The organism is Streptomyces sp. NPDC042102, assembly GCF_055582305.1.
The window spans coordinates 456,396-482,338 of record NZ_JBVJDL010000004.1; the positions used below are offsets into that span (position 1 = coordinate 456,396).

At 73.2% G+C, this 25,943-nt stretch carries 26 protein-coding genes; 7 read left to right on the plus strand and 19 right to left on the minus strand.

The genetic code is table 11. The features are described from left to right. Positions 1-7: 7 nt before the first annotated feature. From ACZ6KO_RS20170 to ACZ6KO_RS20180, 3 genes are all read right to left on the minus strand, one after another. Positions 8-2,746: a LamG-like jellyroll fold domain-containing protein gene (locus ACZ6KO_RS20170; protein WP_469305353.1), complete on the minus strand. Its 2,739-nt coding sequence runs from the start codon at positions 2,744-2,746 to the stop codon at positions 8-10. Between the two features lie 322 nt (positions 2,747-3,068). After that, the gene (locus tag ACZ6KO_RS20175) at positions 3,069-3,794 is read right to left on the minus strand and encodes a response regulator (protein WP_469305354.1); all 726 of its coding nucleotides are present in this window, start codon (positions 3,792-3,794) and stop codon (positions 3,069-3,071) included. Beyond that, positions 3,791-4,558: a sensor histidine kinase gene (locus ACZ6KO_RS20180; protein WP_469305355.1), complete on the minus strand. Its 768-nt coding sequence runs from the start codon at positions 4,556-4,558 to the stop codon at positions 3,791-3,793. Before ACZ6KO_RS20180 ends, ACZ6KO_RS20175 begins: the two co-directional genes overlap by 4 nt. Positions 4,559-4,769: 211 nt before the next feature. Here ACZ6KO_RS20180 and ACZ6KO_RS20185 point away from each other — a divergent pair, with 211 nt between their 5' ends. Together ACZ6KO_RS20185 and ACZ6KO_RS20190 are read left to right on the plus strand one after the other, a co-directional pair. Further along, the gene (locus tag ACZ6KO_RS20185; protein WP_469305356.1) at positions 4,770-5,483 is read left to right on the plus strand and encodes an ABC transporter ATP-binding protein; all 714 of its coding nucleotides are present in this window, start codon (positions 4,770-4,772) and stop codon (positions 5,481-5,483) included. Continuing rightward, positions 5,480-7,789, plus strand: a complete 2,310-nt coding sequence (locus ACZ6KO_RS20190; RefSeq protein WP_469305357.1) for an ABC transporter permease — start codon at positions 5,480-5,482, stop codon at positions 7,787-7,789. Before ACZ6KO_RS20185 ends, ACZ6KO_RS20190 begins: the two co-directional genes overlap by 4 nt. Before the next feature lie 158 nt (positions 7,790-7,947). Here the strand turns inward: ACZ6KO_RS20190 and ACZ6KO_RS20195 are convergent, their stop codons facing one another. After that, a complete protein-coding gene (locus ACZ6KO_RS20195; RefSeq protein ID WP_469305358.1) occupies positions 7,948-9,894 on the minus strand; it encodes a glycoside hydrolase family 5 protein in 1,947 nt (648 codons plus the stop codon). 161 nt (positions 9,895-10,055) lie between these two features. On the opposite strand from ACZ6KO_RS20195, the gene ACZ6KO_RS20200 reads away from it, so the two are divergent. Together ACZ6KO_RS20200 and ACZ6KO_RS20205 are read left to right on the plus strand one after the other, a co-directional pair. Then, on the plus strand, positions 10,056-10,391 hold the full coding sequence (locus ACZ6KO_RS20200; protein WP_469305359.1) for a hypothetical protein: 336 nt from the start codon (positions 10,056-10,058) through the stop codon (positions 10,389-10,391). A 122-nt stretch (positions 10,392-10,513) separates the two neighbouring features. Beyond that, positions 10,514-10,978 carry a cyclic nucleotide-binding domain-containing protein gene (locus ACZ6KO_RS20205; RefSeq protein ID WP_469305360.1) on the plus strand — a complete coding sequence of 155 codons (465 nt, stop codon included), beginning with the start codon at positions 10,514-10,516 and terminating at the stop codon, positions 10,976-10,978. 5 nt (positions 10,979-10,983) lie between these two features. Here ACZ6KO_RS20205 and ACZ6KO_RS20210 read toward each other — a convergent pair whose 3' ends face one another. Both ACZ6KO_RS20210 and ACZ6KO_RS20215 read right to left on the minus strand, forming a co-directional pair. Beyond that, entirely contained in the window at positions 10,984-11,355 is a 372-nt protein-coding gene (locus ACZ6KO_RS20210) for a toxin Doc (protein ID WP_469305361.1), read from the minus strand. Positions 11,356-11,357: 2 nt separating this feature from the next. Beyond that, positions 11,358-11,588 (minus strand): YlcI/YnfO family protein, encoded by a 231-nt coding sequence (locus ACZ6KO_RS20215; protein WP_469305362.1) that lies wholly within the window; start codon positions 11,586-11,588, stop codon positions 11,358-11,360. 384 nt (positions 11,589-11,972) lie between these two features. Between ACZ6KO_RS20215 and ACZ6KO_RS20220 the strand changes: the two genes are divergently transcribed. Beyond that, positions 11,973-12,416: an SSI family serine proteinase inhibitor gene (locus ACZ6KO_RS20220; protein WP_469305363.1), complete on the plus strand. Its 444-nt coding sequence runs from the start codon at positions 11,973-11,975 to the stop codon at positions 12,414-12,416. A gap of 91 nt (positions 12,417-12,507) precedes the next feature. Here the strand turns inward: ACZ6KO_RS20220 and ACZ6KO_RS20225 are convergent, their stop codons facing one another. Then, the gene (locus ACZ6KO_RS20225) at positions 12,508-13,320 is read right to left on the minus strand and encodes a GNAT family N-acetyltransferase (RefSeq protein ID WP_469305713.1); all 813 of its coding nucleotides are present in this window, start codon (positions 13,318-13,320) and stop codon (positions 12,508-12,510) included. 124 nt (positions 13,321-13,444) lie between these two features. After that, a complete protein-coding gene (locus tag ACZ6KO_RS20230; protein ID WP_469305364.1) occupies positions 13,445-13,912 on the minus strand; it encodes a hypothetical protein in 468 nt (155 codons plus the stop codon). Between the two features lie 165 nt (positions 13,913-14,077). Here ACZ6KO_RS20230 and ACZ6KO_RS20235 point away from each other — a divergent pair, with 165 nt between their 5' ends. Next, entirely contained in the window at positions 14,078-14,809 is a 732-nt protein-coding gene (locus ACZ6KO_RS20235; RefSeq protein ID WP_469305365.1) for an SIR2 family NAD-dependent protein deacylase, read from the plus strand. Positions 14,810-14,867: 58 nt separating this feature from the next. On the opposite strand, the gene ACZ6KO_RS20240 is transcribed toward ACZ6KO_RS20235, so the two are convergent. From ACZ6KO_RS20240 to ACZ6KO_RS20275, 8 genes are all read right to left on the minus strand, one after another. Beyond that, the gene (locus ACZ6KO_RS20240; protein ID WP_469305366.1) at positions 14,868-15,350 is read right to left on the minus strand and encodes a VOC family protein; all 483 of its coding nucleotides are present in this window, start codon (positions 15,348-15,350) and stop codon (positions 14,868-14,870) included. Positions 15,351-15,453: 103 nt separating this feature from the next. Further along, positions 15,454-19,017: a bifunctional glycosyltransferase/CDP-glycerol:glycerophosphate glycerophosphotransferase gene (locus ACZ6KO_RS20245; RefSeq protein WP_469305367.1), complete on the minus strand. Its 3,564-nt coding sequence runs from the start codon at positions 19,015-19,017 to the stop codon at positions 15,454-15,456. A gap of 188 nt (positions 19,018-19,205) precedes the next feature. Continuing rightward, positions 19,206-19,580, minus strand: coding sequence for a hypothetical protein (locus ACZ6KO_RS20250; protein ID WP_401446626.1), 375 nt, complete (start codon positions 19,578-19,580; stop codon positions 19,206-19,208). Positions 19,581-19,716: 136 nt separating this feature from the next. Then, entirely contained in the window at positions 19,717-20,145 is a 429-nt protein-coding gene (locus ACZ6KO_RS20255; RefSeq protein WP_401446623.1) for a roadblock/LC7 domain-containing protein, read from the minus strand. Between the two features lie 56 nt (positions 20,146-20,201). Continuing rightward, entirely contained in the window at positions 20,202-20,990 is a 789-nt protein-coding gene (locus tag ACZ6KO_RS20260) for a transcriptional regulator (protein WP_469305368.1), read from the minus strand. After that, positions 20,987-21,394 (minus strand): hypothetical protein, encoded by a 408-nt coding sequence (locus ACZ6KO_RS20265; RefSeq protein ID WP_469305369.1) that lies wholly within the window; start codon positions 21,392-21,394, stop codon positions 20,987-20,989. The genes ACZ6KO_RS20260 and ACZ6KO_RS20265 overlap by 4 nt, the downstream gene beginning before the upstream one ends. A gap of 145 nt (positions 21,395-21,539) precedes the next feature. Then, positions 21,540-21,782 carry a helix-turn-helix domain-containing protein gene (locus tag ACZ6KO_RS20270; RefSeq protein ID WP_469305370.1) on the minus strand — a complete coding sequence of 81 codons (243 nt, stop codon included), beginning with the start codon at positions 21,780-21,782 and terminating at the stop codon, positions 21,540-21,542. A gap of 76 nt (positions 21,783-21,858) precedes the next feature. After that, the gene (locus tag ACZ6KO_RS20275; protein ID WP_469305371.1) at positions 21,859-22,710 is read right to left on the minus strand and encodes an aromatase/cyclase; all 852 of its coding nucleotides are present in this window, start codon (positions 22,708-22,710) and stop codon (positions 21,859-21,861) included. Positions 22,711-22,864: 154 nt separating this feature from the next. Between ACZ6KO_RS20275 and ACZ6KO_RS20280 the strand changes: the two genes are divergently transcribed. After that, on the plus strand, positions 22,865-23,314 hold the full coding sequence (locus tag ACZ6KO_RS20280) for a nuclear transport factor 2 family protein (protein ID WP_469305372.1): 450 nt from the start codon (positions 22,865-22,867) through the stop codon (positions 23,312-23,314). Positions 23,315-23,318: 4 nt separating this feature from the next. Here the strand turns inward: ACZ6KO_RS20280 and ACZ6KO_RS20285 are convergent, their stop codons facing one another. From ACZ6KO_RS20285 to ACZ6KO_RS20295, 3 genes are all read right to left on the minus strand, one after another. Beyond that, positions 23,319-24,236, minus strand: coding sequence for an MBL fold metallo-hydrolase (locus ACZ6KO_RS20285; protein ID WP_469305373.1), 918 nt, complete (start codon positions 24,234-24,236; stop codon positions 23,319-23,321). After that, entirely contained in the window at positions 24,233-25,498 is a 1,266-nt protein-coding gene (locus ACZ6KO_RS20290) for a beta-ketoacyl-[acyl-carrier-protein] synthase family protein (protein ID WP_469305374.1), read from the minus strand. Before ACZ6KO_RS20290 ends, ACZ6KO_RS20285 begins: the two co-directional genes overlap by 4 nt. An 81-nt stretch (positions 25,499-25,579) precedes the next feature. After that, on the minus strand, positions 25,580-25,831 hold the full coding sequence (locus tag ACZ6KO_RS20295; protein ID WP_469305375.1) for a hypothetical protein: 252 nt from the start codon (positions 25,829-25,831) through the stop codon (positions 25,580-25,582). Positions 25,832-25,943 lie beyond the last annotated feature (112 nt).

Sequence of the window (25,943 nt, forward strand, 5' to 3'; positions counted from 1 at the left end):
CCCCGGGTTACGGCGCCCCGAAGGTCAGCGTCAGCCGCGGGGTGCCCTCGTTCGCCTGGGCCTCCGACGACCACAGCCACAGGGCGTCGGTCCCCCCGCTGGTCAGCGCCAGGTCGTACGACGTACCCAGCGCCGCCGCGAGGGGAGCCGTGGCGAGCCCCGTCGTGTGGACCGCCGAACCGTCCGGGACGCCCGCGAAGCCGCCGAGCGCCTGGGCGCCGACGTCCGGGCGGTTGGCGTACGTCGTCCCGTCCTCGGTCCACGCCCCGGTGACCGGGACCACCGAGACCGCGTCGGCCGTGCCCGCGCCGGCCATGGTGCTCGTCTTCACGCCGAGCGTGGCCGACTTCAGCACCGTCCCGGCGGGCGCGGCGGGCAGGTCGAAGCGCAGGTAGCTGGCGTAGAAGGAGCTGCCGCGCACCGCCAGCGAGCTGGACGTGCCGTAGTTGGTGCCCGGCGCGCCCGCGTTGGCGTACGTGTCCGCCGCGGCCGGTACCTCCAGCACGGTGTCGGCCGGGGCCTTGGCCAGGTTGAAGTGGTTCTGGACCTGGGCGGCGCTCAGGACCGTCGGGTAGACGGCCGTCTCGTCCAGCCGGCCGGACCAGAGCTCGGAGGCGGGCCGGTCGGGCCAGCCGCCGAGGCTGTCGCCGCCCGCGTGCCAGTAGCCGCTGTAGTTCTCGTGCCCGGTGACGTTCAGCGTGCCCTTCTGGACCCCGTCGACGTACAGGGTCATCCCGCCGGGGCCCTGGGTCGCGACGACGTGATGCCAGGCGTTGTCGTTGTAACGGGCGGTGCCCCCGGTGGTGATGGTGCGGGTGGCACCCGTGTAGACACCGAAGACCAGCCGGCCGTCATTGGTCATGTAGAGGTGCTTGTCGTACTGGCTGCTGCCGCGTTCCTGGTTGTTGCCGAACCCGAACAGCTTGCCGCCGCGGGTGGTGCCCGTCCGGAACCAGGTCTCGATCGTGTACGCGCCGCCCACCGTCGTACGGCGGTCGGCGTACACCCGGTTGTCGGTTCCGTTGAAGCCGATCGCCGTGCTCGCGCCGGTCACCGCGCCGGGCGTCTGGCGCAGCGCCGGGCCGTTGAAGTGCACGCCGCTCGCGTTGCCGTCGGAGGAGTCGGCGACGTACGGCAGGGCCGACTCGTCGTAGCGCCAGTACAGCTGGGCGCCGTCGGCCCGCACCTGGGCCGGATAGGCCTCGGGCGAGAGCGGCACGGTCACCGTCGCCGTCGCCGACAGGGCGCTGGTGTTGCCCGCCGCGTCCGTGGCCGTGACCCGGTAGGAGTAGGTCTGGCCGGGCGTGACCTGGGTGTCCGTCCAGGAGGCCTGCGGGCGCTTGAAGAACAGCGAGTCGGCGTTGACGGTGGCGACGGGGGTGGCCGCGCCGTTGCGGTAGATCCGGTACGTCAGCGTGCTGTCGTCCAGGTCGAGGCTGGTGCGCCAGCGGACCTGCACCTGGCCGGGCGTGACGCTGACGGCCCCGGCGAGCGGGACGGTCGGCGCGCCGGTGTCGCCGGTGGAGGCGAACCGGGTCAGGCTCTGCTGGGCGGCGCCGTTGACGGTGGTGAACTCGCCGCCCACCCACAGGTACTGCACCCCGGCCTTGGCGCCGACCGCCATCACGCGCGGGCCGATGCCCTCGCCGACGCCGTCGTTGGTGTCCGGGGCCCATCCGAGCTTTCCGGTGCCGCTGGTGGGCTGGGCCAGCAGGTGGTGGCGCTGGCCGTCGGGGAACTCGCCGACACTGGAGCAGTCGTGCGCGTGCGAGGCGCTGTAGAGCACGTTCTGGTGCGGCAGGACGGCCTGGGTCGCGCCCAGGCAGGTGTCGCGCCAGCGCTGGCCCAGGCCGGCCAGGTCGAGCGCGATCCGGCCGTCGAAGACGCCTCCGCCGGTGCCCTCGTTGGCGGTGTAGAAGCCGGTGGCGTCGGTGGCGATGTCCTTGACGACCGAGTTCGTCTCGATGAAGCCCGGGTAGGCCTTGGCGAGGGCGCCGCTGGTCGCGTCGACCACGGCGAGCGCGTGGCTGCTGGTGCCGTTGACGGTGAAGAAGTCGCCGCCGAGCAGGACGCGCGAGCCGTCGGGGGTGACCTCGACGGCCCGGCCGGGTTCGTCGGCGTCGGCGCGGAAGGGCCGCAGCGCGCCGTCGGCGGTGGCGACGGCCGCGAAGCGCCCGCGCGGCTGGCCGGCCACGCTCAGGAAGTCGCCGCCCGCGTAGACGGTGTCGTCGGTGACGGCGAGGGCCCGCACGGTGGCGGCGAAGGCGGGCCGGAAGGAGGCCTTCGGGGTGCAGGTGGCCACGTCGATGGCGGCGAGGCTGCTGACCGGCATGCCGTTGACGGCACCGAAGTAGCCGCCCGCGTAGAGGGTCTGCTTGTCGGGCGAGAGGGCCAGCGCGCGGACGGTGGCGGTGCCGCTGCCGACGGTGAAGGACAGCGTGCAGGACGTCGGTGCGCCGGTCGCGGCGTCCAGCGCCACGAAGTTGACCGCCTGCCGCTCGGTCCCGCCGGTGCCCGCGGGCGGCCGTACGGCGGAGAAGGTGCCGCCGGCGAAGACGGTGCCGCCCGCCTCGGCGAGCGCCCAGACGATGCCGTTGGGCTGCCAGGTGGCCAGCGCGTCGGCGGTGAAGGCCACCGGCGGCGTGACCGCGGCCGCCTGCGGTACGAGGCCGAGGCCGACGCTCGCGCCGAACCCGGCCAGCGACAGGGCGAGCGCGGCGGCGGCCGCGCGCGAAGTCCTGGACACGGATCTCCGTGTGGGTCTGCTCAATGAACCCCCCAGTGCAAGTGCAGTGGTTCTGCAACTCGATGTGTTCTGGCGCACCTTAGGGTCAAACCGGGATCAGGTCATCACACTTGACACATCGGTTGCCGAACCGTCGTAGGGCTCGGGCGGGACGCGGGACAGGTCGTCCTCCCGATCCCCGCGGGGCGCCTCACTTCGTCGAGCTGACCGGGTGAACGCTGACTGCCGGTCGGCGTGCCGCATCCGCGCTCCGCCGAAGCCGCCGCCGCAGCCTCGTGGCCACTGCCGACCGCGCGCTTGGCCTCGGGGCACCGCGCGACGCTCAATTCCGCCCCCACGGCTTGGCGGTGTCAGGGGACTCGCCCGGTGAGACGAGTCCTGTCTCGTAGGCGAGGACGACGGCCTGGGCCCGGTCGCGCAGGGCCAGTTTGGCGAAGATCCGGGCCACGTGGGTCTTCACTGTCGCCTCACTGAGCGTCAGTTCCTGTGCCAGTTCGGTATTGGAAAGACCCCGGCCCATGAGCGTCAGCACCTCGCGCTCGCGCGGCGTCAGCGCGGCCAGGTCTCGGTGGACGGCCGGGGTTGCGAGGCCCGAACCGGTTCTGGGGGCGCCAGAGGTGAAGCGCTCCACCAGGCGGCGGGTGATCGAGGGTGCGAGCAGGGCGTCACCGGTGTCGACCAGGCGTACGGCAGCGGCCAGATGCGCGGGGGTGACGTCCTTGAGCAGGAATCCGCTGGCTCCGGCGGCGAGGGCGGCGTAGACGTATTGGTCGAGGTCGAAGGTGGTCAGCATGATCACCCGGCAGCCCGGGGCCTGCGCGAGTATGCGGCGGGCGGCTTCCAGGCCGTCCATGGCGGGCATCCGGATGTCCATCAGTACGACGTCGGGCCGCAGCCTCCGCACGGCGGCAACGGCCTCGGCTCCGTCGCCGGCCTCGCCCACCACGTCGATGCCGCGGGCGGTCAGGATCAGGCGGAAGCCGGTGCGGACCAGTTCCTGGTCGTCGGCGATCACGACGCGAGGGGCGGGCTCGGTGCGCGTCGTCATGGCCGGTCCAGCGGGATCCGGGCGCGGACGCGGTAGCCGCCGCCGAGGCGGCGGCGGGCGTCCAGGTCGCCGCCGTAGACGGTGACCCGCTCCCGCAGGCCGAGCAGCCCGCGTCCCGTCCCGTCCGCCTGGCCCGGGACCGGCTCCTTCCGCGCGGGCAGGCTGCCCGACAGGACGCTCGGTCCGCTGTTCAGCACCTCGACGCGCAGGTAGTGGTCCGCGTATCGCACCGTCACCTCGGCTTTCGCCCCGTCCCCGTGTTTGAGGGCATTGGTCAGGGCCTCCTGGATGATCCGGTAGGCGGTGACGTCGATCCCGGTCGGCAGCGGGCGCGGCTCACCCGAGATGCGCATCTCCACGGGCAGGCCGGCAAAGGCGATCCGGTCGATCAGCGGGCTGAGCCGGCTCAGGCTCGGCTGCGGTGACAGGTCCGTACCGTAGGGCTCGTCGTCGCCGTTCTGCGCGGGTGCGAGCAGGCCGAGCAGGTGCCGCAGCTCGGTCATCGTGTTCCGCCCGGCGGTCTCGACGGCGCTCATCGCCGCCGCGGCCTCCTCGGGCATCGTGGCCAGCACCTCGCGGGCGGCCCCCGCCTGGACCACCATGAGGCTCACGTTGTGGCTGACGATGTCGTGGAGCTCGGCCGCGATCCTGGCCCGCTCGGCGTCGACCGCGGTCCGCGTCGCGCTCTCGCGCTCCCGCTCCAGCAGCCAGCCGCGCTCCTCGATGGCCGCCTGGTGCAGCCGCCGCGCCCGAACCACCGCCACGCACGAACACCCAGCGGCGCCAACTGCCGCCGCCAGGGCGATGACCAGCCAGATCGTCCCGGATCCCCACACCGGATCATCATCGCAGCTGCACGACGCGCCCCACATCACCCCCCGGATGCAGCTCCGTACATCCCCGGGATGACCTGCCCGGACGGATACACCCGGGGGGTGACGCCCCCTCCGCGGGCTCCGTCCTAGGTTTCGGGCCATGACAACAACTGATCACGGCAGTGCCCGGCACGTGGTGGTGCGGCTGGATGGCGTGCACAAGGAGTACGGCGACGCGAAGGCGCTGGACGGCCTGTCGCTGGAGATCAGGGCGGGGGACGCGGTCGCCGTGATGGGCCCTTCCGGCTGCGGCAAGTCCACCTTGCTCAACATGGTGGCCGGCCTGGACCGGCCGACCTCGGGCACGGTCGAGGTGCAGGGTCATGACCTCGGGAAACTGGACGAGACCGGCTTGGCGCTGTTCCGGCGGCGGCACGTCGGCATGATCTTCCAGTTCTTCAACCTCATCGACGATCTGCCCGCCCTGGACAATGTGGCGCTGGCCGCGCAGCTGACCGGCACCCCGGCCCGGCAGGCGCGCCGCCGTGCTCTGGAGCTCCTCGACGAACTCGGGGTCGCCGAACGACGGAACAGCTATCCGGCGACGCTCAGCGGCGGCGAGCGGCAACGGGTCGCCGTGGCCCGGGCCCTGATGAACCGTCCCGCGCTGCTGCTGGCCGACGAACCGACGGGCGCCCTCGACAGCCGCTCCGGGGAACAGGTGATGGACCTGCTGATCGACCTCAACCAGATCGGCCAGACCCTGTTGATCGTCACCCATGACCCGCAGCTGGCCACCCGCTGCGCCAGCCGGCTGATCGAAGTCGCCGACGGCCGGGTCGGCCGCGAAAGCGCGCTGGAGGCGACCGCGTGAGCGCCGTTTGGAGAGCCTCACGCGCGGCCGTCAGGCGCCGCCGGCTCCAGACCTTCGTCATCGGGCTCGTCGTCCTTTGCTCCACCACGACCGTCCTGCTCGCGCTGGGGCTGCTGGCCGCCGCCTCGGGCCCCTTCGAGAAGGCGTACGCCGAACAGCGCGGTGCCCATACGGTGGCGACCTTCGACACCACGAAGGTCTCGCAGGAGCAGCTGGCGCGGACCGCCCGGCAGCCCGGGGTGGAGGCCGCGGCCGGGCCCTTCGGGCAGGCCGTCCTCGACATCCCCGAGGACTGGCTCTGGACGGCGGGCGGCACCCTCACGGTGGTGGGCCGGGCCGATCCGGCGGGCCCCGTGGACCGGATCGAGCTGTTGGAAGGCCACTGGGCCACCGCGCCCGGCGAGATCGTCGTCAACTGGTCCGTCCAGGGCTCCCCCGGCCCGGAGCTGCTGGGCACCAGGCTGGAGAGCCCCGGAGGACCGACGCTGACGGTCGTCGGATTCGCCGCCAGCATGAGCAAGTCGGCGAGCGCCTGGGTCTCACCCGAGCAGATGGCCGCACTGCACCCGTCCTCCGCCCAGATGCTCTACCGCTTCACGGACTCCTCGACGGAGGCCCGGCTGAGCGCCGGGCTGGCCGGGGCCACCGTGGGGCTGCCCGAGGAATCGCTGACCGGCGCGCAGACCTACCTCGCCCTCAAACAGGCATTCTCCGCGCTGGCCGACTCCTATCTCCCGTTCATGACGCTCTTCGGCATCCTCGGCCTGCTGGTCTCCACCCTGATCGTCGGCAACGTGGTCAGCGGGGCGGTCGTCTCCGGGTACCGGCACATCGGGGTGCTCAAGGCCCTGGGCTTCACCCCGAACCAGGTCGTCGCCGTCTACCTGACCATGCTCTCCGTACCGGCCGTGGTGGGCTGCGTGCTGGGCACCCTGCTGGGCAACGTGCTGGCCGGGCCGATCCTGAGGGTCGCGTTCACCGGCATCGATGTGGGCCGGGCCTCGGTCGGCGACATCGGCCCGTGGGTGTCCGTGGTCTGCCTGGTGGGCATGCCCGCCCTCGCCCTGCTGGCCGCGCTGGTCCCCGCCCTGCGAGCCCACCGGCTGCCCGCTGCGCAGGCGATCAGCGCGGGCGGCGCACCGCGGACCGGGCGCGGGCTGCGCGTCCAGCGGGTGCTCGGCGCCACCCGGCTGCCGCGCCCGGTCAGTCTGGGCCTCGGCCAGCCGTTCGCCCGGCCCGCCCGCACGCTGCTGACCATGGCGGCCATCGTCCTCGGGGTCACCACGGTGACCCTGTCGACCGGACTGACCAGCACCATGGTGGCGTTCGGCAACGTCGGGCGGGAAGACGGAGGTGCCAGGATCCAGGTGGGGACGGGGGGGCCGGGCGACGACGGGACGCCTCCCCGGCTCAGTGACCCGCAGATCGAGGAACGGCTGCGCTCCCTCCCGGGTGCGGCGGGGGTGCGGGCCCGCGCGCTGGCCCAGGCGAGCATGACCGGGCAGACCCAGCCCGTCTTCGCCGACTTCTACCGCGGGGACGATTCCTCGTACGCCCACGTGATCGTCAAGGGCCGTGCGCCGGCGGCGGCGGGCGAGATCGTGGCCGGGCCGTCGTTCCTGACCCAGCGCGGGCTGAAGGTCGGTGACCGCGTCACCCTGCAGCTGAACGGCAGGCAGGTCTCGGCGACCGTCGTGGGTCAGCTCATCGACGGCAACGCCCGGGCCTTGGAGGCCTCCTGGCAGACCCTCGCCCAACTCGCACCGGGCGCCCATGCCACCGAGTACACGGTACGACTCGCCCCCGGCGCCGACGCTCGCGCCTACGCCGAGGCGGTCGAGGCGCTCGACCCGGGCCTGCACGCGTCGGTGGCGGACTCGGCGAACGCCGGCACCACCACCGTCGTCACCTTCTCCACGGTGTTCACGGTGCTGCTGACCCTCGTCGCGTCGCTCGGTGTCTTCAACACCGTCCTGCTGAACACGCGCGAGCGGCGCCGGGACCTCGGCATGCTCAAGTCGATCGGGATGACCCCCCGGCAGGTGGTGATGATGACGGTGACCTCGGTCGCCGGGCTGGGCGCGGTCGGCGGGCTGCTCGGCATCCCGCTCGGGATCGTGGCGCACCGCCTCGTCGTGGACAACGTCGGGGTGGTCGCCTTCCCCGAGTACATGAAGGACGTGTGGCACGCGCCGCAGCTGGCCACGATGCTCCTGGCGGGTGTGGCGATCGCCGTCCTCGGCGCCCTGGTCCCGGCCCGGTCGGCGGCCCGGATGACCATCGCCTCGGTGCTGCACACCGAGTAGATCCCCCGTCGGCACCAGCCTCTGGATCGGGGTCGGCGCAGGAAGCGGCCCGATCACGCGTGCGGTCTGCCAGTGGCGGGTCAAGCCACGCGGCCCGCCGCGGGCGATGGCGGGCCCCGCCCGGTCCCCGTCGGGACGGGGCCGGGCCCGCCGGCCCGTCAGCCGCGGCAGAGCAGCGCGGCCGGGGACGGGCGCGAGCCCACCCGTGTGGTGAAGGCGATGCCCGCCGCGTGCTCGGTGGGCAGGCACTGGCCCTTGTAGCGCCCGTACGCGTAGTCGGCCCCCGGCGCGCCCGCCGGGCGGTTGTCGCCGCGGTCGAACCAGACCGTGCGGCCGCCGCCCGGGAGCGCCGTGCGGGCCGGGGCGCACAGGGCGGCGGAGACCCGCTCGCCGCGCACGCTGTAGCCGATGAGGAACTGCCCCGCCGGACACTGGAACTTGGTGTAGCCGCTCGCCCAGTCACCGCCCGGCGGGACGTACGACTCGTCCCGGACGACCGTGTGTGCGCCGTCGGCGGCGCGCAGGTCGGAGGTGACGCACAGGCCGCGGCCGCCGGTGTGGCTCAGCCCCGCGAGCCGGGAGCCGTCCGGGCAGACGGCCTTGCGCGCGCCGTTGTCCCAGTCGCCGCCGGCTCGGGTCCGCAGGGAGGCGACGTGGTCGCGGTGGTCGGTGGTCAGCTGGTACCAGGAGGGCGTGGCCGGGACCTGCCCGGTGCGGCCGGGAGTGGTGACCAGGGCGTTCCAGGCCGGCGTACGCCAGTCCCCCGCGTCCAGGGCTCCGGAGCGGCGGCCGGCGGTGTCGTACCGCAGCAGCGCCCACGTGTCGCCCCCGGAGCCGCCCGGTCCGCCGCTCCAGCCGACCAGCGGCCAGTACGCGAAGTCGGCGTCGGCGCTGGTCAGGTAGTCGGTGAGGTTGCGGAACCAGGCGCGGGGCGCCGCGCCCTGCTCGTCGGCGCCGATGCCGAACTCGCTGACCCAGACGGGCGCGGTGAAGTGCGCCCCGGTCTCCGCGGAGACGAAGAACGCCTGGTCGCGCAGGACTTGGTGGAGCTGCTCGCGCGAGAGGTCCTGGTATCGGGGGTCGTGGGTCTCGCCCATGCCGGTCGCACCGCTGTGGTTCGGTCCGGTGTAGCCGTAGAAGTGGGCCGAGTAGACCAGCTTGTCGGAGACGACGAGGGTGTGGGAGAGGGTACGGGCCGGGGTGAGGGTGGGGCGGCCGTGCGGGAAGCCGTCGATGGGCAGGCCGGTCCAGTTGATGCCCTCGACGATCACCAGGAGGTCGGGATTGGCCTCGGTGAGGATGCGGTCGGCGGCCTCCTGCGCGGCGGCGTGCCAGTCGTGGTTGTCGCCCAGGCCCCAGTTGGGGTCGTTCCAGACGTCGCGGCGCACCTCGTTGTAGAGGTCGGCGCCGACCACGCGCGGGTTGGACCGGTAGCGGCGGGCGATGGCCACCCAGTCGTCGGCCCACTGCCGGGTGGACTGGCCGCTGCTGTTCCAGCGCTCGTTGCCGTCGAGGCCGCAGCACCAGCGGGTGGTGACGGTGTGGTTGTTGAGGATGACGGCGAATCCGTCGGCCGTGAGCGCCTCGACGACGGCGTCGAAGACCTGGAGCGGGGTCCGGCCGCGCAGCGCGGGGTTGGCGGCGACGGCCGCGTCGGGCACGGGGGCGGTGGTGCGCAGCATCTCGTTGGAGTAGGGCAGCCGGATGCTGTTGAGGCCGAGCGCGCGGAAGTCGGCGAGCAGGGCGGGCAGCGGAGCCCGGTCGAGGCCGATCGGTATGCCGTACGAGGGCTGGCCGGCGTGGTGGGTGGCCGGGTCGGCCGGGTCCCCCGAGCCGTTCCAGGAGCCCTGGGCGCCGTCCCAGTTGCCCGAGCGCAGGCGGAAGCGGTTGCCCTGGGCGTCGACGATGTGGCGGCCCCGGGTGGACAGCGGCGGGGTCCAGGCGGCGCTCGCCTCGCTCGCGCCGGCCACGGCCCCGTACGTGGGCGTCGCGGCGGCCGGTGCGGCCGGTGGTGGCCCCGGCACCGCGGCCGCGGGCGGGACCGCCAGGGCGAGGGCGACGGCGGCGAGCAGCAGTCCGCGCGCGGAGGTCGGTAAGGTCTTCATCGGGTACCTGTCGGGGTCCGGGCCGGGGGCCGTGGGATGAGGGCGAGGACAAGTTACCGGCCGGTTGCCCACGTCGGAAGCCATCCGGCGGCCCGCGGCGCCCGCTCCCCGCGAAAAGCCCTCCGCCGCGTCCCCGCGCGCTCTACCGTGCGGTGCAGGCGATGGGCGCGCGGGAGTGGGAGGGCGGGCGGATGGACCGGGAAGAGGACCTGCGACTGGCGGAGATCACACCGGAGATCTCCCGGCGGACGATGGCGCTGCTGCGGGAACTGGTGGGCCTGGAGCCTCCGGAGCGGGTGCCGGAGGGCGCCCTGGTGGCGGCCGACGCGATACTGGCAGAGCACGGCACGGACGGCCTGCGGGTCCTGGTGATGACCCTGGCGTCCTGGGCGACGGCGCAGATAGAGAACGTGGCCGAGCTGAGCGGGCGCAGCCACGAGGCGGTGCTGGATTCGATGGAACTGGCCTGCCTGGAGGCCGGCAACCCCGAGGAGTAGCGGTCCGGGGAAACCGGTGCGAGGACGTGGCGCACCGACCGGGACGGTCCGCCCGGTCGTCGGCGACACTGGGGTGAGGGGGGCTGTGGAGATCGGGTTCGTTCGATCGATCGGAGGCCGTCGTGAGCACACCTTCCCCCATCCGGATGGCTGCCGTCCTGTCCACCGAGCACCGGCGGCGCCTCATGGCGCTCGCGCGCGAGGTCAATGTCCGTGAGGGTGCGCTGCTCTTCGAGGAGGGCGCCCGGGCGGAGTCGTTCTGGATCGTGCGCTCCGGCACGGTGACGCTGCAGCTTCCGCTGCCCGGCCGGCGCCGCCCGGCGCCCATCGAGAACCTCGGACCCGGGGAGCTGGTGGGCTGGTCCTGGCTGTTCCCGCCGTACGTCTGCCAGCTCACCGCGGAGGCGATGACCCTCGTGCGCGCGTACGAATTCGATGCCGAGGCGGTCCGTATGCAGATGGACGCCGACCCGGCCTTCGGCTCGGCCCTGGGCCACTGGGTCGGCCGGGTCCTCGCCCACCGCCTCCAGCAGACCCGGATCCGCCTGCTGGACCTCTACGCCCCGCGCGTCAGCGCCACCCAGTAGGCCCTTCAGATCCGCCAGGAGCGGAGCTTGGCGGCCGCTTCGTACGCGTCGGCGCGCCCGGCGTCGAGGTCCCGCGCCAGGATGACGAGCTGGCCGTACGGCGCTTCGAGCCGCTCCTCGGCGGCGTGCATGTAGGCGATGGCGACCGCTGCGCCGAAGAGCGCGTTGCGGGCCGGGAGCGGGCGGAGCCGGATGATGGAGTGCATCAGCGCGGCCGCGCGCCAGGCGTTGTCGATGGTGGCGCCGAGCTGCGTGATCTTGACGCGGTGCCGGCCGACGGCGGCCGCCAGCGCCGAGAAGTCGTGCACCGAGGGCTGTTTGGGCAGCAGCTCGGCCTGCCGCTCCAGCAGCCAGCGGATGTCGATGAGCAGGTCCACGGTCAGCGGGTTCCGCTCGGCGCGTCCTCGGGGAACTCCTTGTCGAACGCGCCCGCCTGCTCCGCGACGAACGCGCGGAAGACCTCGGTGGCGCCGTCGAGGCGGGGGTCGCGGACCGCGTACTGCGCCGCCTCGGTGATCAGCGCCGACACCGTGGTGCCCTCGGCCCGCGCACGCCGCTTCAGCCGCTCGTGCAGTTCTTCGTCGACCCGGATCGTCACCTGCTTCGACATGCTCCGACCGTACCGCAGCCCCGGCGGCCCGGACAGGGGTCCGCCGGGCCGGCCGGCCCCGCTGACCTGCCGCGACCAACACCCGCCCGCTTCCCGTCCGTTCCCGCCCGCTTCCCGTCCGTTCGCATGCGCTCCCCGACCGACGCCGCCCGCTCCCGTCCACCCGCCCCCGCCCGCGCCCCGCCCGGTCCCGGTGCCTCCGGTTGAGTCCCGGCCGATTCGGCGGCGCGCTGCGGCACAGGTCAGCACCACCCGACCGGCTGCAACCTGCACTCGAACGGTCACGGTTGGTGACGGAAATTGACGCCGGGGGCGGGCGTTCATGGAGGAAGTGGGCAAGACTCATGTCCGCTATCCGAAACCACCACCTGGGGAGTGTTCGCAATGCGGTCCATCGCAAGGGGTCTGGGTCTCGCTTCCGCCGCCATGGCGCTCACCGCGCTCACGGCGCTGGCCGGCTCGGGGGTGGCGGGCGCCGCGCCCTCCGGCACCGAGAGCCTGTACGCGCCGTCCGCGCTCGTGCTCGCCATCACGGCGGGGGACGACCCCGACGAGGGTACGGCGCTGCGCGCGGTGACGCTCGTCTGCGCGCCGCGGCCGAGCGGCACGCACCCGGCGCCGGCCGCCGCCTGCGCCGAACTGCGGGCGGCCGACGCCGTGTTCGACACCATCACGATGCCGGCCACCGGGGTCCGCTGTTCGAAGGAATGGGATCCCATGACCGTCACGGCGGACGGGGTGTGGAACGGGCGCCGCGTGGCCTACACGCACACCTTCGGCAACCCGTGCGCCATGCGGCACGGCAGCGGGGCGCTCTTCCGCTTCTGACGGTCCCCGACCGTCGCTGACGGCCCCCGGCCGCTCCTGGCGGTCACGGACGGCCGCGCGGCACGCCGAAGGCCGCGCGGCCGTCCGGGTCTCAGCCCAGTTCGAGGCTGGTGACGCCGTACAGTCCGGCCAGGTCGACCTCGGGTGCGGGCCCGGTGTACATCCGGGCCGCCTCGAAGGTCGGGACCAGCCCGAGCTCCGCCATCAGGGCGGTCGCCGCCGGGTTGGCGTCGGGCACGTCCACGGCGACGGCGCCGCCCGGGGCGTCCTGCGCGAGCCGGTGCAGGAGGGCGGCCGCGATCCGCGGGGTGCCGGCGTAGAGGGGGCCCACGCGCCAGGCGGCGCTGCACGGCCGGATGACACCGAGGCCCTCGATCCGGCCGTCGCGGACGGCGGCGACCCCGGTCCGGCCGGGCAGACCGGTCCAGGCGGACAGGAACGCGTCGCGCGCCTCGGGGAAGAACCTCCGGTCGTACGCCGCCAGCACCCCGAAGGGCAGCGTGGCGGCGTCGACCAGCCGGACGCCCTCGGCGAGCGGGCCGGGGCCACCCTGCGGCACCCCTTCGTGGCGGACGTTGTTCCAGGCCCGGCGGAACCCGGACTTGCGGTAGTTGTCCTGCTGCTCCACCACTCCGTCGAGGCCGACGAGCCGCCCGTCGAGCCGCTCCATCCCGGCCCGCCAGAGCTGGATGCCGTACCCCTGGCCGCGGAAGGCGGGGCGGGCGATGTAGAAGCCGATGAAGCCGAAGCCGGCGCCGTAGCGGACGGCCGAGATGCAGGCGGCCGGCTCGCCGCCCCGCCGGCCGACGAGGAAGCCCCGCGGGTCGGCCACGGCGAAGGCCAGGCGGTCGGTGTCCCCCGGGTTCCAGCCCTCGTCCTCGGACCAGGCGCGGAACAGCTCCATGTCGGCGCCGCTCGCCCCCGCGATCTCGAACCGCGCGGAACCCACGGAACCCACCGAACCTGCCGAACCCACCGAGCCTGCCGATTCCGTCATGACAGGAGTTGTACCAGATCCTGTCCGTCCGTCAGGAGGCGTACGGGGAGGGCGGATCGGCGGGACCGGGGGGCTCGGCGGCCGGTCCGCAGATCACGTCGTCCAGTTCGATCGGCCGGGAGTCGAGCCGTACGTACGCGGTGTGCGTGTCGGTGTCGCCGCCGTGCCAGTGGGTGGTGACGGTGGCCCACCCGATCCGCGCCGACTGGGCGACGGTGACCTCGCCGATGGTGATGTCCTGCGGCGCGGTGCGGGCGCACAGGACGACGTCGGCGCCGGGGTTGCGCCGCTGTTTGTCCCTCAGGTGCCGCGAGACGTGGTGCCTGCGGGCGTGGGCGGAGGGGCCGTGGTCGCCGTAGAACCCGGTCAGGAACCGGCCGATCTGGGCTGCGGTGTGCCGCTGGGCGGCGACGGGGCCCTCGGCACGGACCGGCGGCGACGGGAGCAGGGTGAACAGGGACAGGAACAGGGCGGCGAGCCCCTGGGAAGAGATCCTCATGGCTCGGGTGTAACCGCCGGGCGGCTCCCGCCGGGCGGAGCGGCGCCCGGATCTCACTCCGGTGGGTGCCGGAATTCACCGCGGGAACGCCCTTCCCGCGCCGGCCGGGTGCCGTCGTCGTAAAGCGCTGGCCGCGCGGGCGGGCACCTCCGTAGGGTCGGCCCCATGGGGAAGCCGCTTGTCGTCGTGTTCAGTGGGGCTGGGATGTCCACGGATTCCGGGATCCCGGACTACCGGGGGCCGCAGGGCCTGTGGCGTCGGGAGCCCGACGCCGAGAAGCTCGTCACGTACGAGCACTACATGGCCGATACCGAGGTCCGGCGCCGGTCCTGGCTGATGCGCGCCGAGATCGGCGCGCTCGGGGCCCGGCCGAATGCCGCGCACCGGGCCGTCGCCGAGCTGGAGCGCGGCGGCACCCCCGTACGGGTGATCACGCAGAACGTGGACGGTCTGCAGCAGCTGGCCGGGATGCCCGCGCGCAAGGTGTTCGAGCTGCACGGGAGCGCCCGGGCGGTGGTGTGCACGCACTGCCACGTGCGCTCCGACATGGCGGACGCCCTCGCGCGGGTGGCCGCCGGGGAGCCGGATCCCGCCTGCACGGCGTGCGGCGGGATCCTGAAGGCGGCCACCGTGATGTTCGGCGAACGCCTGGACCCGGAGGTGCTGGCGCAGGCGGTGGCCGTCGCCAAGGGCTGCGACGTCTTCATCGCCGTCGGGACGACGCTGCAGGTGCAGCCCGCGGCCTCGCTGGCCGGGATGGCCGCCGAGCACGGCGCCCGCCTGATCATCGTGAACGCCGAGGAGACCCCGTACGACCCGCTGGCCGACGAGGTGATCCGGGAACCGATCGGCACGGCGCTCCCGAAGCTGCTGAGCCGGCTCGCCGGGCAGGACTGAGCGTACGGCGCCGCCGGACCGTGGGCGGCCCGGCGGCACCGTCAGGTGCGGGGGCCCCTCACGCGGCGTCCGCCGCCCTGCGCAGGGCGGCCACGTCCAGCCGCTGCATCGTGAGCATCGCCGCGCTCGCCCGGGCCGCGCGCTGCGGGTCCGGGTCGCTGATCAGGTCCAGCGCCTCCGTGGGGATGACCTGCCAGGACAGCCCGAACCGGTCCTTGACCCAGCCGCAGGCGACTTCCTGGCCGCCGTCCGCCGTCAGGACGTCCCAGTAGTGGTCGGCCTCCGCCTGGTCCGCGCAGTGGATCTGGAAGGAGACGGCCTCGGTGAAGCTGAACTCCGGACCGCCGTTGAGGGCGACGAACTTCTGTCCGTTGATCTCGAACTCCACGACCATCACGGAGCCGGGCTCACCGGGCCCCGCCTCGGTGTAGCGGCCGATCCGGCCGATCCGGCCGTCCTTGAACACCGAGACGTAGTAGTCGGCCGCCTCCTGCGCGTTGCCGTCGAACCACAGGCACGTGGTGAAACCGGTGCCGCTCATGTCTGCCTCCTGGCGAGTGGGTGTGCTCCTCGCCATACAGACCGGTCCCGGGCCCGAAATTCATCGGTGGGCCCGGGACCAGTGTGCGGATCACCCGTGTGGGTTACTTCGTGCCGAGCATCCGGTCGACGACCTTCTCGGCGGCGGTGCCGTCGTCGAAGCCGGCGAACTCCGCGCGGAACGCGGCGCGCGCCTCGGCGTACTCCGCGCCGACCGCGTCCGCGTCCTTCACGGCCGCGATCAGGCTCTCGGAGTCCCGCAGCAGCGGGCCGGGGGCCTTCTCCTCGTAGGCGAAGGTGAAGCCGCGCAGCGTGTCGCGGTAGTGCTCCAGGTCGTACGTGAAGAGCAGGATCGGCTTGCCGGTCAGCGTGTAGTCGCAGATCAGCGACGAGTAGTCGGAGATCAGGACGTCGGCGACGAGCAGCAGGTCGGTCGGGTCCGCCCAGCGCGTGACGTCGATGACGAAGCCGTCGCGGACGCCGTCACGGACCTGCTCCTTGACCCGGTGGTGGCCGCGGACCAGCAGCACGTGGTCCTCGCCCAGCTCGCGCCGGGCCGCGTCCAGGTCGATCTGGAGGTCGAGCTTGTAGCCGCCGCTCCAGCCCTCGCGGTTCTCGCGCCAGGTCGGGGCGTACAGGACGACCTTCTTGCCCTCGGGGACGCCCAGCCGGCGGCGGACCTCGGCGATCCGCTCGGCGTCCGGGTTCAGCAGCGCGTCGGTGCGCGGGCTGCCGACCTCCATGGTCTCGCCCTGGAAGCCGAGGGCGCGCTGGAGCACCGGGGTGGCGAAGGCGGACGGGGAGACCAGCACCGACCACTGGGCACTGTCGTGCTGCAGCGCGGTCAGGATCTCCGGGCTGGTGTAGTAGTCGTGGATGAAGTCGTGGCCGATCTGCTTGAGCGGCGTGCCGTGCCACGTCTGGACCACGAACTGGTCGTCGCGGCGGTGGAACTCTCGCGGGACGCTGTCGTTGGTGACGAAGTACTTGGCGCGGGCCAGCACCTCCCAGAACTCCAGGCTGCCGTACTGCACCGCGCGGGCGGTCGCGGGGACCTCGGCGCGGCCGTCGCGGACCAGCCAGATGTGCTCCAGCTTCTCGCCGCGGCGCAGCAGCTCCTCGTGGATGGCGCGCGGGGAGTCACCGGCGCCGTCGCCCTGGAAGGTGTCGAAGACGACCATGTCCTTCAGCGGCAGCTTGCGCTGCGCCGGGTACGTGATGTCGCGGGCGACGCGCTGCGCGTAGCGGGCGCGGTCGTGCGGGCTCTTCAGCTCGTCGGCTACCAGCGCCATGCGGTCGTAGAAGCGGGCCTCGACCCGCATCCGGCGGCCGGCGACGGTGAGGGCGGCCGGGCCGCTGCCGAGCGCCGGGGCGATCAGCTGGACCGGGGCGCCGCGGTCGACGCCGAGCAGGCCGGCGGTGGTGCCGCCCTGGGCGACCGGGCGCAGCGTGGGCCACCAGCGGCCGTGCGGCAGCGAGGTCCGGCCGGCGAAGGACTCGGGCAGCATCGGCTCGAAGCTCGCCTCGAAGCGGTCGCCCTCGCGGGTGGCGGGGTAGCTGAACTCCTCGCCGTGCCAGTTGTGCAGCACGAACTCGTACGGCTCGTCGGCCGGGGCGTGGAAGGTGCCCTTGAGGGTGAGGACGCCGTCCTTGGTGGTGACGGAGTCGACCAGCGGCGGCGAGGGCTGCATGGACAGGCAGAGCTGGCCGGTGTTGGTGCGCTTGGCGAACAGGGCGCGGGCGCCCTCGCCGGGGACCGGGACGACGAGGCCGGTGAAGCCGCCGCGCTCGTCGTGCGCGAGGTCGTAGGCGGTGCCGTCGGCGCGGACCACGGTCAGGTTCCACGGCTCGGGGAGCCACTCGCCGGGCTTGGCCTCGGCGTCCGGGACGGCGGCCAGGTCGGCGACGGGGACCTTGACGCTGAAGGGCACCCGGCCGCCGGCGGCGCCGGCGGAGGTCTCCAGCGGGAAGGTCAGGACGGTGCCGGTGGTCTGGTGCTCGGCGGAGAGCACGGCGCCGGGGCCGGGGGCGGCGGCCAGCTCACCGGTGATCTCCAGGACGCCGTCGGCGTCGGCGGTGACGTCGAGGGCGCGGGCGCGGACGACCTCCACCTTGATGGTGAGGGTGTTGGCGACGACCGGGACGACGCGGACGTCGGGGGCCACCCAGTGGGCGGGCGGGGTCAGGCCGCTGTCGTGGTCACCGCCCTTGAGGCGGGCGCGGTGCAGACCGCCGGCGCCGGTGACGGCGATGGAGGTGGTCCACACGCCGTCGTTCCACTTGCCGCCCTGCTGGAAGACCGACGGGTCGATGACGGCGCTGAAGCCGGCCCACTCGGCGTGGCGCAGGGCCAGGTGCGGGGCGTTGACGGTGGCCGTCGGGGAGGCGATGGTGCGGGCGGAGACGACCGAGCGGCGGCGCTTGCCCTTCTCGCGGAAGATCAGCATCTTGCGCGAGCCGAGGCGGCTCTCGGCGCCGAGGTGGCCGGGCAGGGCGTAGCCGCGCAGCAGCAGCTTGCCGCCGGCCCAGGCGGCCTGCTCGACGCGGCTGACGACGCGCAGCTCGCGGTTGCCGAGGGTGAGCACCTTGGCCGGGACGGGCGGGCGGCCCTGGAGGAAGGGGTAGTCCGCCTGCGGGCGGGCCAGGCCCTTGGCCGGGACGCTGTAGGAGAAGTCCTGCTGGTGCTCGAGGAGGGCGATGAAGTCCTCGACGCGGCCCTCGCGGGCGAGGAACGCCTTGAGGCGGTCGGCGACGGTCAGGTCGGACCACGGCTCGGTGCCGATCTCGCGGACCAGGCCGCCGACCTCGCGGACGAAGGCGTCGCGGAACTCCTGGCCGCCCTCGGGGACGTACTTGTAGATGAGCGGGAGCTCCTCGCTCAGCACGTTGTGGTCGTAGTCGCGCAGGTAGCGGACGTACTCGGCGCCCTGCTTGGCCTGGAGGGACTCACGGACCAGGCGCACCGAGGTGACGCGGTCGATGAGGGAGACCGGGTCGGTGGAGCGCTGGGTGATGGAGCGCTCACCGGTCTCGCGCACGCGCCAGTGGTAGACGACGTCGCTGAGGACGTCGACGCGGGTGGCGAAGTAGTGCGCGGGGATGGAGACGGGCGCGTCCTCGTAGAGGATGCCCTCGGGGTACTGGAAGCCGTGCTCGTCCCAGAAGGTGCGGCGGTAGACCTTGTTCCACGCGGTGCGGTCGGTGACCAGCGGCGCGAACTCGGAGATGTGGGTCTTGAGCCGGGTCTTGGCGAACGGCGCCTTGTGGCCCCAGGACTGGTTCATGCCGACGGAGCGGAAGCGCAGCACGTTGCCGCCGACGAAGTCCGAGCCGGTCTCGTCGAGGGTGTCGACCATCAGCTGGTAGGCGTTCTCCGGCATGGTGTCGTCGCTGTCGACGAAGGCCAGGTACTGGCTGTCCGGGGAGATGTGGCGGGCGCCGGTGTTGCGCGCGGCACCGAGGCCGGCGTTCTCCTGCATCACCAGCCGGAACCGCTTGTCACGCTCGGCGAACTTCTTGGCGATGACGGCGCTGGAGTCGGTGGAGCCGTCGTCCACCATGACGACTTCGAAGTCGTCGAAGGTCTGGGCGGCGATGGATTCCAGGCACTCGTCGAGGTAGAGCTCGACGTTGTAGACAGGGACGACGATGCTCAGGCGCGGGGGCATGGGGGTGGACTTCTCCAGCAGGTTCTCTAGCGATGATCAGCTAATTACAGCATCCTACTCTGTAACGGGATTATAAAATCCCCCCTTAACTGGACGAAGCGGTGCAGGTCACCGGGGCGGACGGCAAAGAATTCAGCCGCCCGCCACCTCTCAGTGTGACGGCGGTACGGGGTCCTCCGGTTCCCGTCTCAGACCTCGAGTTCGGCTTCGATCTTCTTCAGCTGGTGCCGGGCCATCGCCAGGTTGGCGCGCTTGTTGTCCAGGGCGAGGTAGAGGAAGAGGCCCTGGGTGCCGCGGCCGCGCAGCAGCCGGATCAGGTGGTACTGGGTACCGAGCGTGATCAGGATGTCCTCGATCTCGTCCTTGAGGCCCAGGTGCTCCATGGTGCGGACCTTGGCGCGCACCACGTCGGTGTTGCCCGCGGCGGCGACGGTGAGGTCGAGGTCCTTGCCGCCCCCGATCGTGCCCAGCGCCATGCCGCTGGTGTAGTCGACCAGGGCGGCGCCGATCACGCCCTCGATCGAGGTGGTGGCTTCCTTGAGGGAGGTGTCGACGTTGGCCATGAGGGTTTCCTCTCAGTGAACGTGAAGGTGAAGGTGAAGGTGAAGGTGAAGGTGAAGGTGATGTGCGGGTGGGGATCCGTGCGTGGACATCACGTACGGGAAGGACGCGGGCCCGGGGACCGCGGGCGGTGACCGCTCAGGCCCGGCCGCCCGGGCCGAACCGGCGCCCGAGGGTGTGATCGATGAGCTCGGCGATACGGAGACTGGAACGGCGGGCCTCCAGATGAAGGCGGCCGACGTTGGCGCGGGGTTCGGCGATCAGCGTCAGGACGGCCGTTTCACCGGCGGCGTAGGTGGCGACGTAGCCGCGCTCGCCGCGCACGAGCAGTTCGCGGAAGTCGCCCTGCCCGGTGCTGTCGCTGAGCCGCTGGGCCACCCCGAGTGCGGCGGCGGTCAGCGCGGCCACCGCCTCGGCCTCGGTGGCGGCGGTGTCCTGGGCGAGGACCAGGCCGTCGGCGCTGGCGGCGAGCGCCCCGGTGAGCTGGGGGACACGGGCCCGCAGCCGACGCAGTTCGGCGAGTATCTCGGCCTCGGCTTCGGCGGGAACCATGACGCTTGCACTCATGTCGGACTTCCTCCTCTCGGCTTGCCTGCGCTCGGTGAGCTGTCGCAGCGGGAGCCTCACAGGCTTGCCTCCAGTGCGTCGCGTAACCGGCGGAGCAGGGCCACGTCCGGGGGCTGGGTCTGGGTCATCCAGGCGGGCAGTTCGGTGGGGTCCGGCGCGGGGGCCGGCAGGTGCGGGGTCTCGACCAGGCCGGCGGCCGCCAGCCGCCGTACGTCGAGCACGGTGTGGAAGGCGGGCCGGCCCAGGGTCCAGGCCAGCGCGGCCGGGGTGCGGACGCCGTCCGCGTGGCGCAGCAGGACGCGCTGGCGGCTGGTGACGGTCTGGCCGGGGGCGGCCGGGCGGGGCACCACGGGCGCGGTGTCGAGCTGCGGATAGGGCCAGACCGCGTCCAGCAGCTCGCGGCGCCGCCGGGTCTCGCGCTCGACGGCTTCGGCGGGGACCGAGCGGACCGAGCCGATCCAGTGGGTGGCCCCGCGCCGGAAGCGGGAGGGGCCACTGCCCGGGGAGAGGGCGAAGAACGCCGCGTCGAAGATGGCCGCGATGTGGCAGATCTCCAGCTCTCCGCCGGCCAGCCCGCCGCTGTCGACGAGGAAGCGGGCCACCTGGCGGCGGGCGCCGGCGCGGTCCACGGCCTCGCGCCAGCGTTCGGGGGCCAGGCCGCCACCGGTGGTGAGGAGGACGTCGAGGCCGGGGGTGGCGGGACTCTCGGCGTGGACGATGCGGCCGTCCTCCAGGAAGAGCGTGCCCCGGTCGCGGAGCAGGGCGCCGGTGGCGCGCTCCGCGGCGAGTCTGGTCAGCAGCGGGGACACGGCGCCGCCCGGACCCGGCTGGGTGGGGATGGTCATCTGAGCACCAGGCCTTCCGCCAGGTCGCGGAGTCTGATCCGGGCGAGGGCGAGGTTGCCGTCGGCCCGGTCGAGCCACAGGTGCAGGAAGACGCTGCTGTCGAAGCTCGTCTCGACGAAACGCAGCACGTGGTAGCCCGAACGGGTGGTGACGATCAGGTCCTCGACGGGCGGGCCGGCTTCGGGCTGCCCCTCGGGGGCGCCGCCGCCGGACGGCGCGAACGACTCGTACTCGGCGGCCGCCCGGGCCAGCTCGGCGGTCTCGGCGGCGGTCGTCTCGTGGTCGCCCACCGGGGAGTCGCCTGCGGTGCCGAGCGCGAGTCCGCTGCTCCAGTCGACCAGGGCGGCTCCGCGGGCACCCGGCAGGGCCATGGCTTCGAGCAGGCATTCGTCGATCCCGGGCACGCGGGCTCCCCTCCCGGCCGTGTGTGCGTGGTGCACGGTCGCACGGCGCGACAGGGATGAACTTACTGAAGTTCCATAGTGCGGAAGGGTGTTCTGGCACTTTCCAATGGAACATGCGCGAATGTGATCACATGGTTGGCCTGTTTCACGAGGCCAAGGGCAAATGATCGGACAAGCGGAACGAACCGCCCTCCCGCTGGACGTAGCCCTCGTGGCTCAGTGTGCGCAGCAGGTGGTAGACGGTCGGCAGCGGGATGCCCGTGATCCGCGACAGCCGTTTGGCGGTCGCGCCGCCCTCGGCGTACATCGCCTCCACGAGGCGCAGTGCCCGCTGGACGGAGCCGATCAGCGTGGGTGCGCTGTCCTTGTGCGTGTGATCGGTGGCCATGGTGAGTCCCCCTGCTCCGTTCCGGGGCCCGTCAAACCCTCACTTTCGTTCCGGTGGCGCGGGCGGCCCGCGCGCGTCATGCCGAGGACGGGATCAGCTCGTTCCGGTCGCGCAGCCGTGTCAGGGCCGTCCGGGCGACCCGGCCGGCTTCCTCCCGTACGTCCTGCCGCGCCCGCGGTACGTCGTCCTCCGCACGCAGGACCACCTGCTGGCGCACGGTCACCACGACCCCGTCCGGGCCGTCGGCGTCGACCGTCCAGCCGCCGGTGTGCACCGAGAGGGGGGCGGGCGGCTCGGGGGTCTTGAAGACGACCTCGCCGGTCTCCGGCAGCCGCAGCGCGACCGTCGGCGCCGCTCCCGGCCACAGGGCGGCGTGGTCGAGGTGGTCCAGGACGGTGACCGCGGGGGCCCGGAAGCGGAGGGAGTCGGCGAAGGTGAACAGCATGCCGTCGAGCCGGCGGGGGCGGGCGGCGAGGGCGGCCAGCCGGCCGAGTTCGGCCCGGCTGTTGGTGTCGGTGGCGCGCAGCACCCAGGCGACGTCGTCGGGGCGGTCGTCGACGACCGTGAAGTCGTGCAGCAGGGTGACGCGGGAGCGGTCCGCGCCGAGCGCGTCGACGATCCAGGTACCGCCCATGGAGCGCAGCGGCGCCGCCGGGGTCTCCTGGCGGAATCCGATGCGGCGGGCGGCGGGGTCGAGGGCGCGGCGGGAGGTCCAGTGTCTGAGGGTGCCGTTGGCGGTGGCCCAGATCGCCAGCCGCTCCACGCGGGAGCCGTCGCCGCCGTCGCGGGTGTCGAGGCGGCGGACGTGCACGGTGGGCGGGAACAGCAGTGGCCACCGCTCGGCGTCCGCGAGCAGCCCGTACACGGTGGCGGCCGGGGCGTCGGCCGTGACCTGGTGGGAGGTGCGGTGGACCTGTTCGGTGGGCACGGTGGGCGGACCTTTCTCAGGGGCGGGCGCGGGGTGTCTCCCCCAGCGTCCGGCCGGGCGCTGGGGCCCGGCTTGAGGCGTCTTCGAAGGGCGCGCGATCGCCGGCGGGGACAGTGCGGACGACGGCGAGGGCCGACGAGAGGAGAGTGTCCGGATGACGACGGAGACGGCGAGCGCCCCCGCGGTGTGGTCCGCCGCGCTGCACACGGAGGTGCAGCAGTTCTACGCGCACCAGATGCAGCGCCTGGACCTGGGCGAGGCGGAGGCCTGGGCACTGACGTTCACCGAGGACGCCGTCTTCGACGTGCCGACGCTGCCCGAGCCGGTGCGCGGGCGCGCCGGGCTGGTGGCGTCGGCGTACGGGGCGCGGGCGGCGCTGGTCGCGGCGGGCGAGCGGCACCGGCACTTCCTGGGGATGCTGGACGTCCGGCCGCGTCCGGACGGCACGGTGGGGGTGCGCAGTTACGCGATCGTCTACGCCTCCCGGATCGGTGGCGCATCAAGGGTGCACCGGGTCTGTGTGTGCGAGGACGTGCTGGTGCGGGACGCGGACGGGATGCTGCGGGTGTCGGCGCGCCGGGTGACCCGCGACGACCTGCCGTGAACTCTCAGGCGTGACAGGCCGGCAGGCCCCCGTGGTAGTCGGCCATCTCCTGGAACAGCGCGGGGATGTCCAGCGGCCGGCCGGGCGCCGCGCCGTGCTCCTCGGCGTAGGCCCGGTGCAGGTTCGGTACGAGCCGCTCCGCGTCGAGGAGTCCGGCGTACGGGCCCGGGCCCATCGCCCGGGCCAGGCCCAGCGGGGTGAGCCGGGCCTGGACGCCGTCCCGGGCCAGTGCCCGCAGCCAGCGGAAGTAGTCCTCGTTGGCGTCGATCAGCTCGGGGCCGCCGACGGGGCCGTGGCCGGGGACCACGACGAGCGGGTCGAGGGCGCGCAGCCGGTGCATGGCGTCGAGGGAGCCGGTGACCGAACCCATCACGCAGAACGGGGTGATGCCGGACATCACCACGTCCCCGGTGAACAGGACCCGCTGCTCGGGCAGCCACACCACGGTGTCGTTGGTGGTGTGCGCGGCGGGGCCCAGGTGGAGCAGTTCGATGCGGACCCCGCCGGTGTGCAGGGTCAGGGTGTCGGTGAACGTGAGCTCGGGCAGGGCCACTTCGAGCTCGCCCCAGCACACGTCGGGCCACAGGCCGGTCAGTTGCAGGCCGGTCGCGATCATCTCGGCGCGGGCGCTCTCGTGGGCGACGACCACGGCTTCGGGGAAGTGGCTGTTGCCGAAGGTGTGGTCGCCGTGGAAGTGGGTGTTGACCAGGGTGCGCGGGGGCCGTCCGGCGCGGGCCAGCACCAGGTCCCGCAGTCGCCGGGCGCGGCTCTCGGTGGCGGCGGTGTCCACCAGGGTGCAGGCGCCGCCCGCGCCGACTACCAGGCCGGCGTTGTTCAGGCACCAGCCGCCGTGGGGCTGGACGAAGGCGTGCACCCCGTCGGCGACCTCGGTCAGCCGGCCCTCGGGTGCGGACGCGCTCACGCGGCCGTGCCCAGGTGCGGGCGGGTGAGGACCATGGCGCTCTGGAAGCCGCCGAAGCCGCTGCCGACGGTGAGCACGGTGTCGGTGCGGTGCTCGCGGGCGGTCAGCGGGGTGTAGTCGAGGTCGCAGTCGGGGTCGGGCTCGTGCAGGTTGGCGGTGGGCGGCACGGTGTTGTGCTCGATGGCCAGGGCGCAGGCGGCGACCTCCAGGGCGCCGATCGCGCCGAGGGAGTGCCCGATCATCGACTTGATGGAGCTGACCGGCACCTGCCGCGCGCGTTCGCCCAGGCTCCGTTTGAAGGCGGTGGTCTCGTGCTTGTCGTTCTGCTTGGTACCCGAGCCGTGGGCGTTGATGTAGTCGACGGCGGAGCGGTCCAGGCGGGCCTCGTCGAGGGCGGCGCGGATGGCGGCGGCCATCTCCACGCCGTCGGTCTTCAGCCCGGTCATGTGGTAGGCGTTGCTGCGCGAGGCGAAGCCGGAGATCTCGGCGTAGACGTGCGCGCCGCGGCGCCGGGCGCGCTGGAGCTCCTCCAGGACGACGACGGCGGCCCCCTCGCCGAGGACGAAGCCGTTGCGGGTGCGGTCGAAGGGGCGGGAGGCGGTGGCGGGGTCGTCGTTGCGCGGGCTGGTGGCCTTGATCGCGTCGAAGCAGGCCACCGTGATGGGCGAGATCGGTGCCTCGGTGGCGCCGGCGACCATGATGTCGGCGCTGCCCTCACGGACGAGTTCGACGGCGTGCCCGAGCGAGTCCAGGCCCGAGGTGCAGCCGGTGGAGACCAGCGCCACCGGCCCTTCGGCGCCGGCGGTACGGGCCACCTCGGCGGCCATGGAGCTGGGGACGAAGTAGTCGAAGAGCTGGGCGGCGGCCCGGGTGTGGTCCACGCTCCAGCGCGCGCCGAGCTCGCTGACCAGCGGGTACTGGGTGTCGAGCCCGGTGGTGCAGCCGACCGCGCTGCCGAGGGTGACCCCGGTGCGGTGCGGTGCGGCGGCGCCGGCCAGCCCGCTGTCGGCGAGCGCCTCGCGGGCGGCGGCGACGGCGAACTGCGCGGCCCGGTCCAGCCGGCCGGCCTCCTCGGCGCCGATGCCGTGCGCGGCCGGGTCGAAGTCGGCCTCGGCGGCGATCCGGGAGCGGTAGGAGGCGGCGTCGAAGAGGGTGATGCCGCGGGTGGCGGTCCGCCCGGCGGTCAGCAGGGCCCAGAAGTCCTTGACCCCGATCCCGCCCGGGGCCACCACTCCGATCCCGGTGATCACGACCCGTCTCATCGGCTGTCCTCACGGTTGTCCGGTTGTCCGCCTGACGCATCCGAAGCGTCCCCGAGGACGGTGGAGGAACGCTCGAACGCCTCAGCGGCGCCGGCCGGCCGCGGCGCCCACCGCGATCCCGAGGACGACCATCACCAGGTAGCTGTAGACCTCGTAGCCCTCGGGGGCGAGGAAACGCAGGAAGCCCATGAGGCGGATCCAGCCGAACCACTCGTGGAGCAGGCCGCTGGCGCCGCCCAGGGCGAGGACGAAGCCGACCACGCCCAGCAGGTCCCTCAGCGGGGCGGCGGACGACGAGGACGAGGCAGAAGAAGAGGAAGAAGAAGGGGTCATGCCGCGACGGTAGGCGGCGGTGCGGGGGCCGCGCGTCGTGCCAAAGGTGGCGGGGCGGACCGCGCTGTCGTACTTAAGTATCCGATGCGGGCGGGCGGCGGGGTGCGCGCGC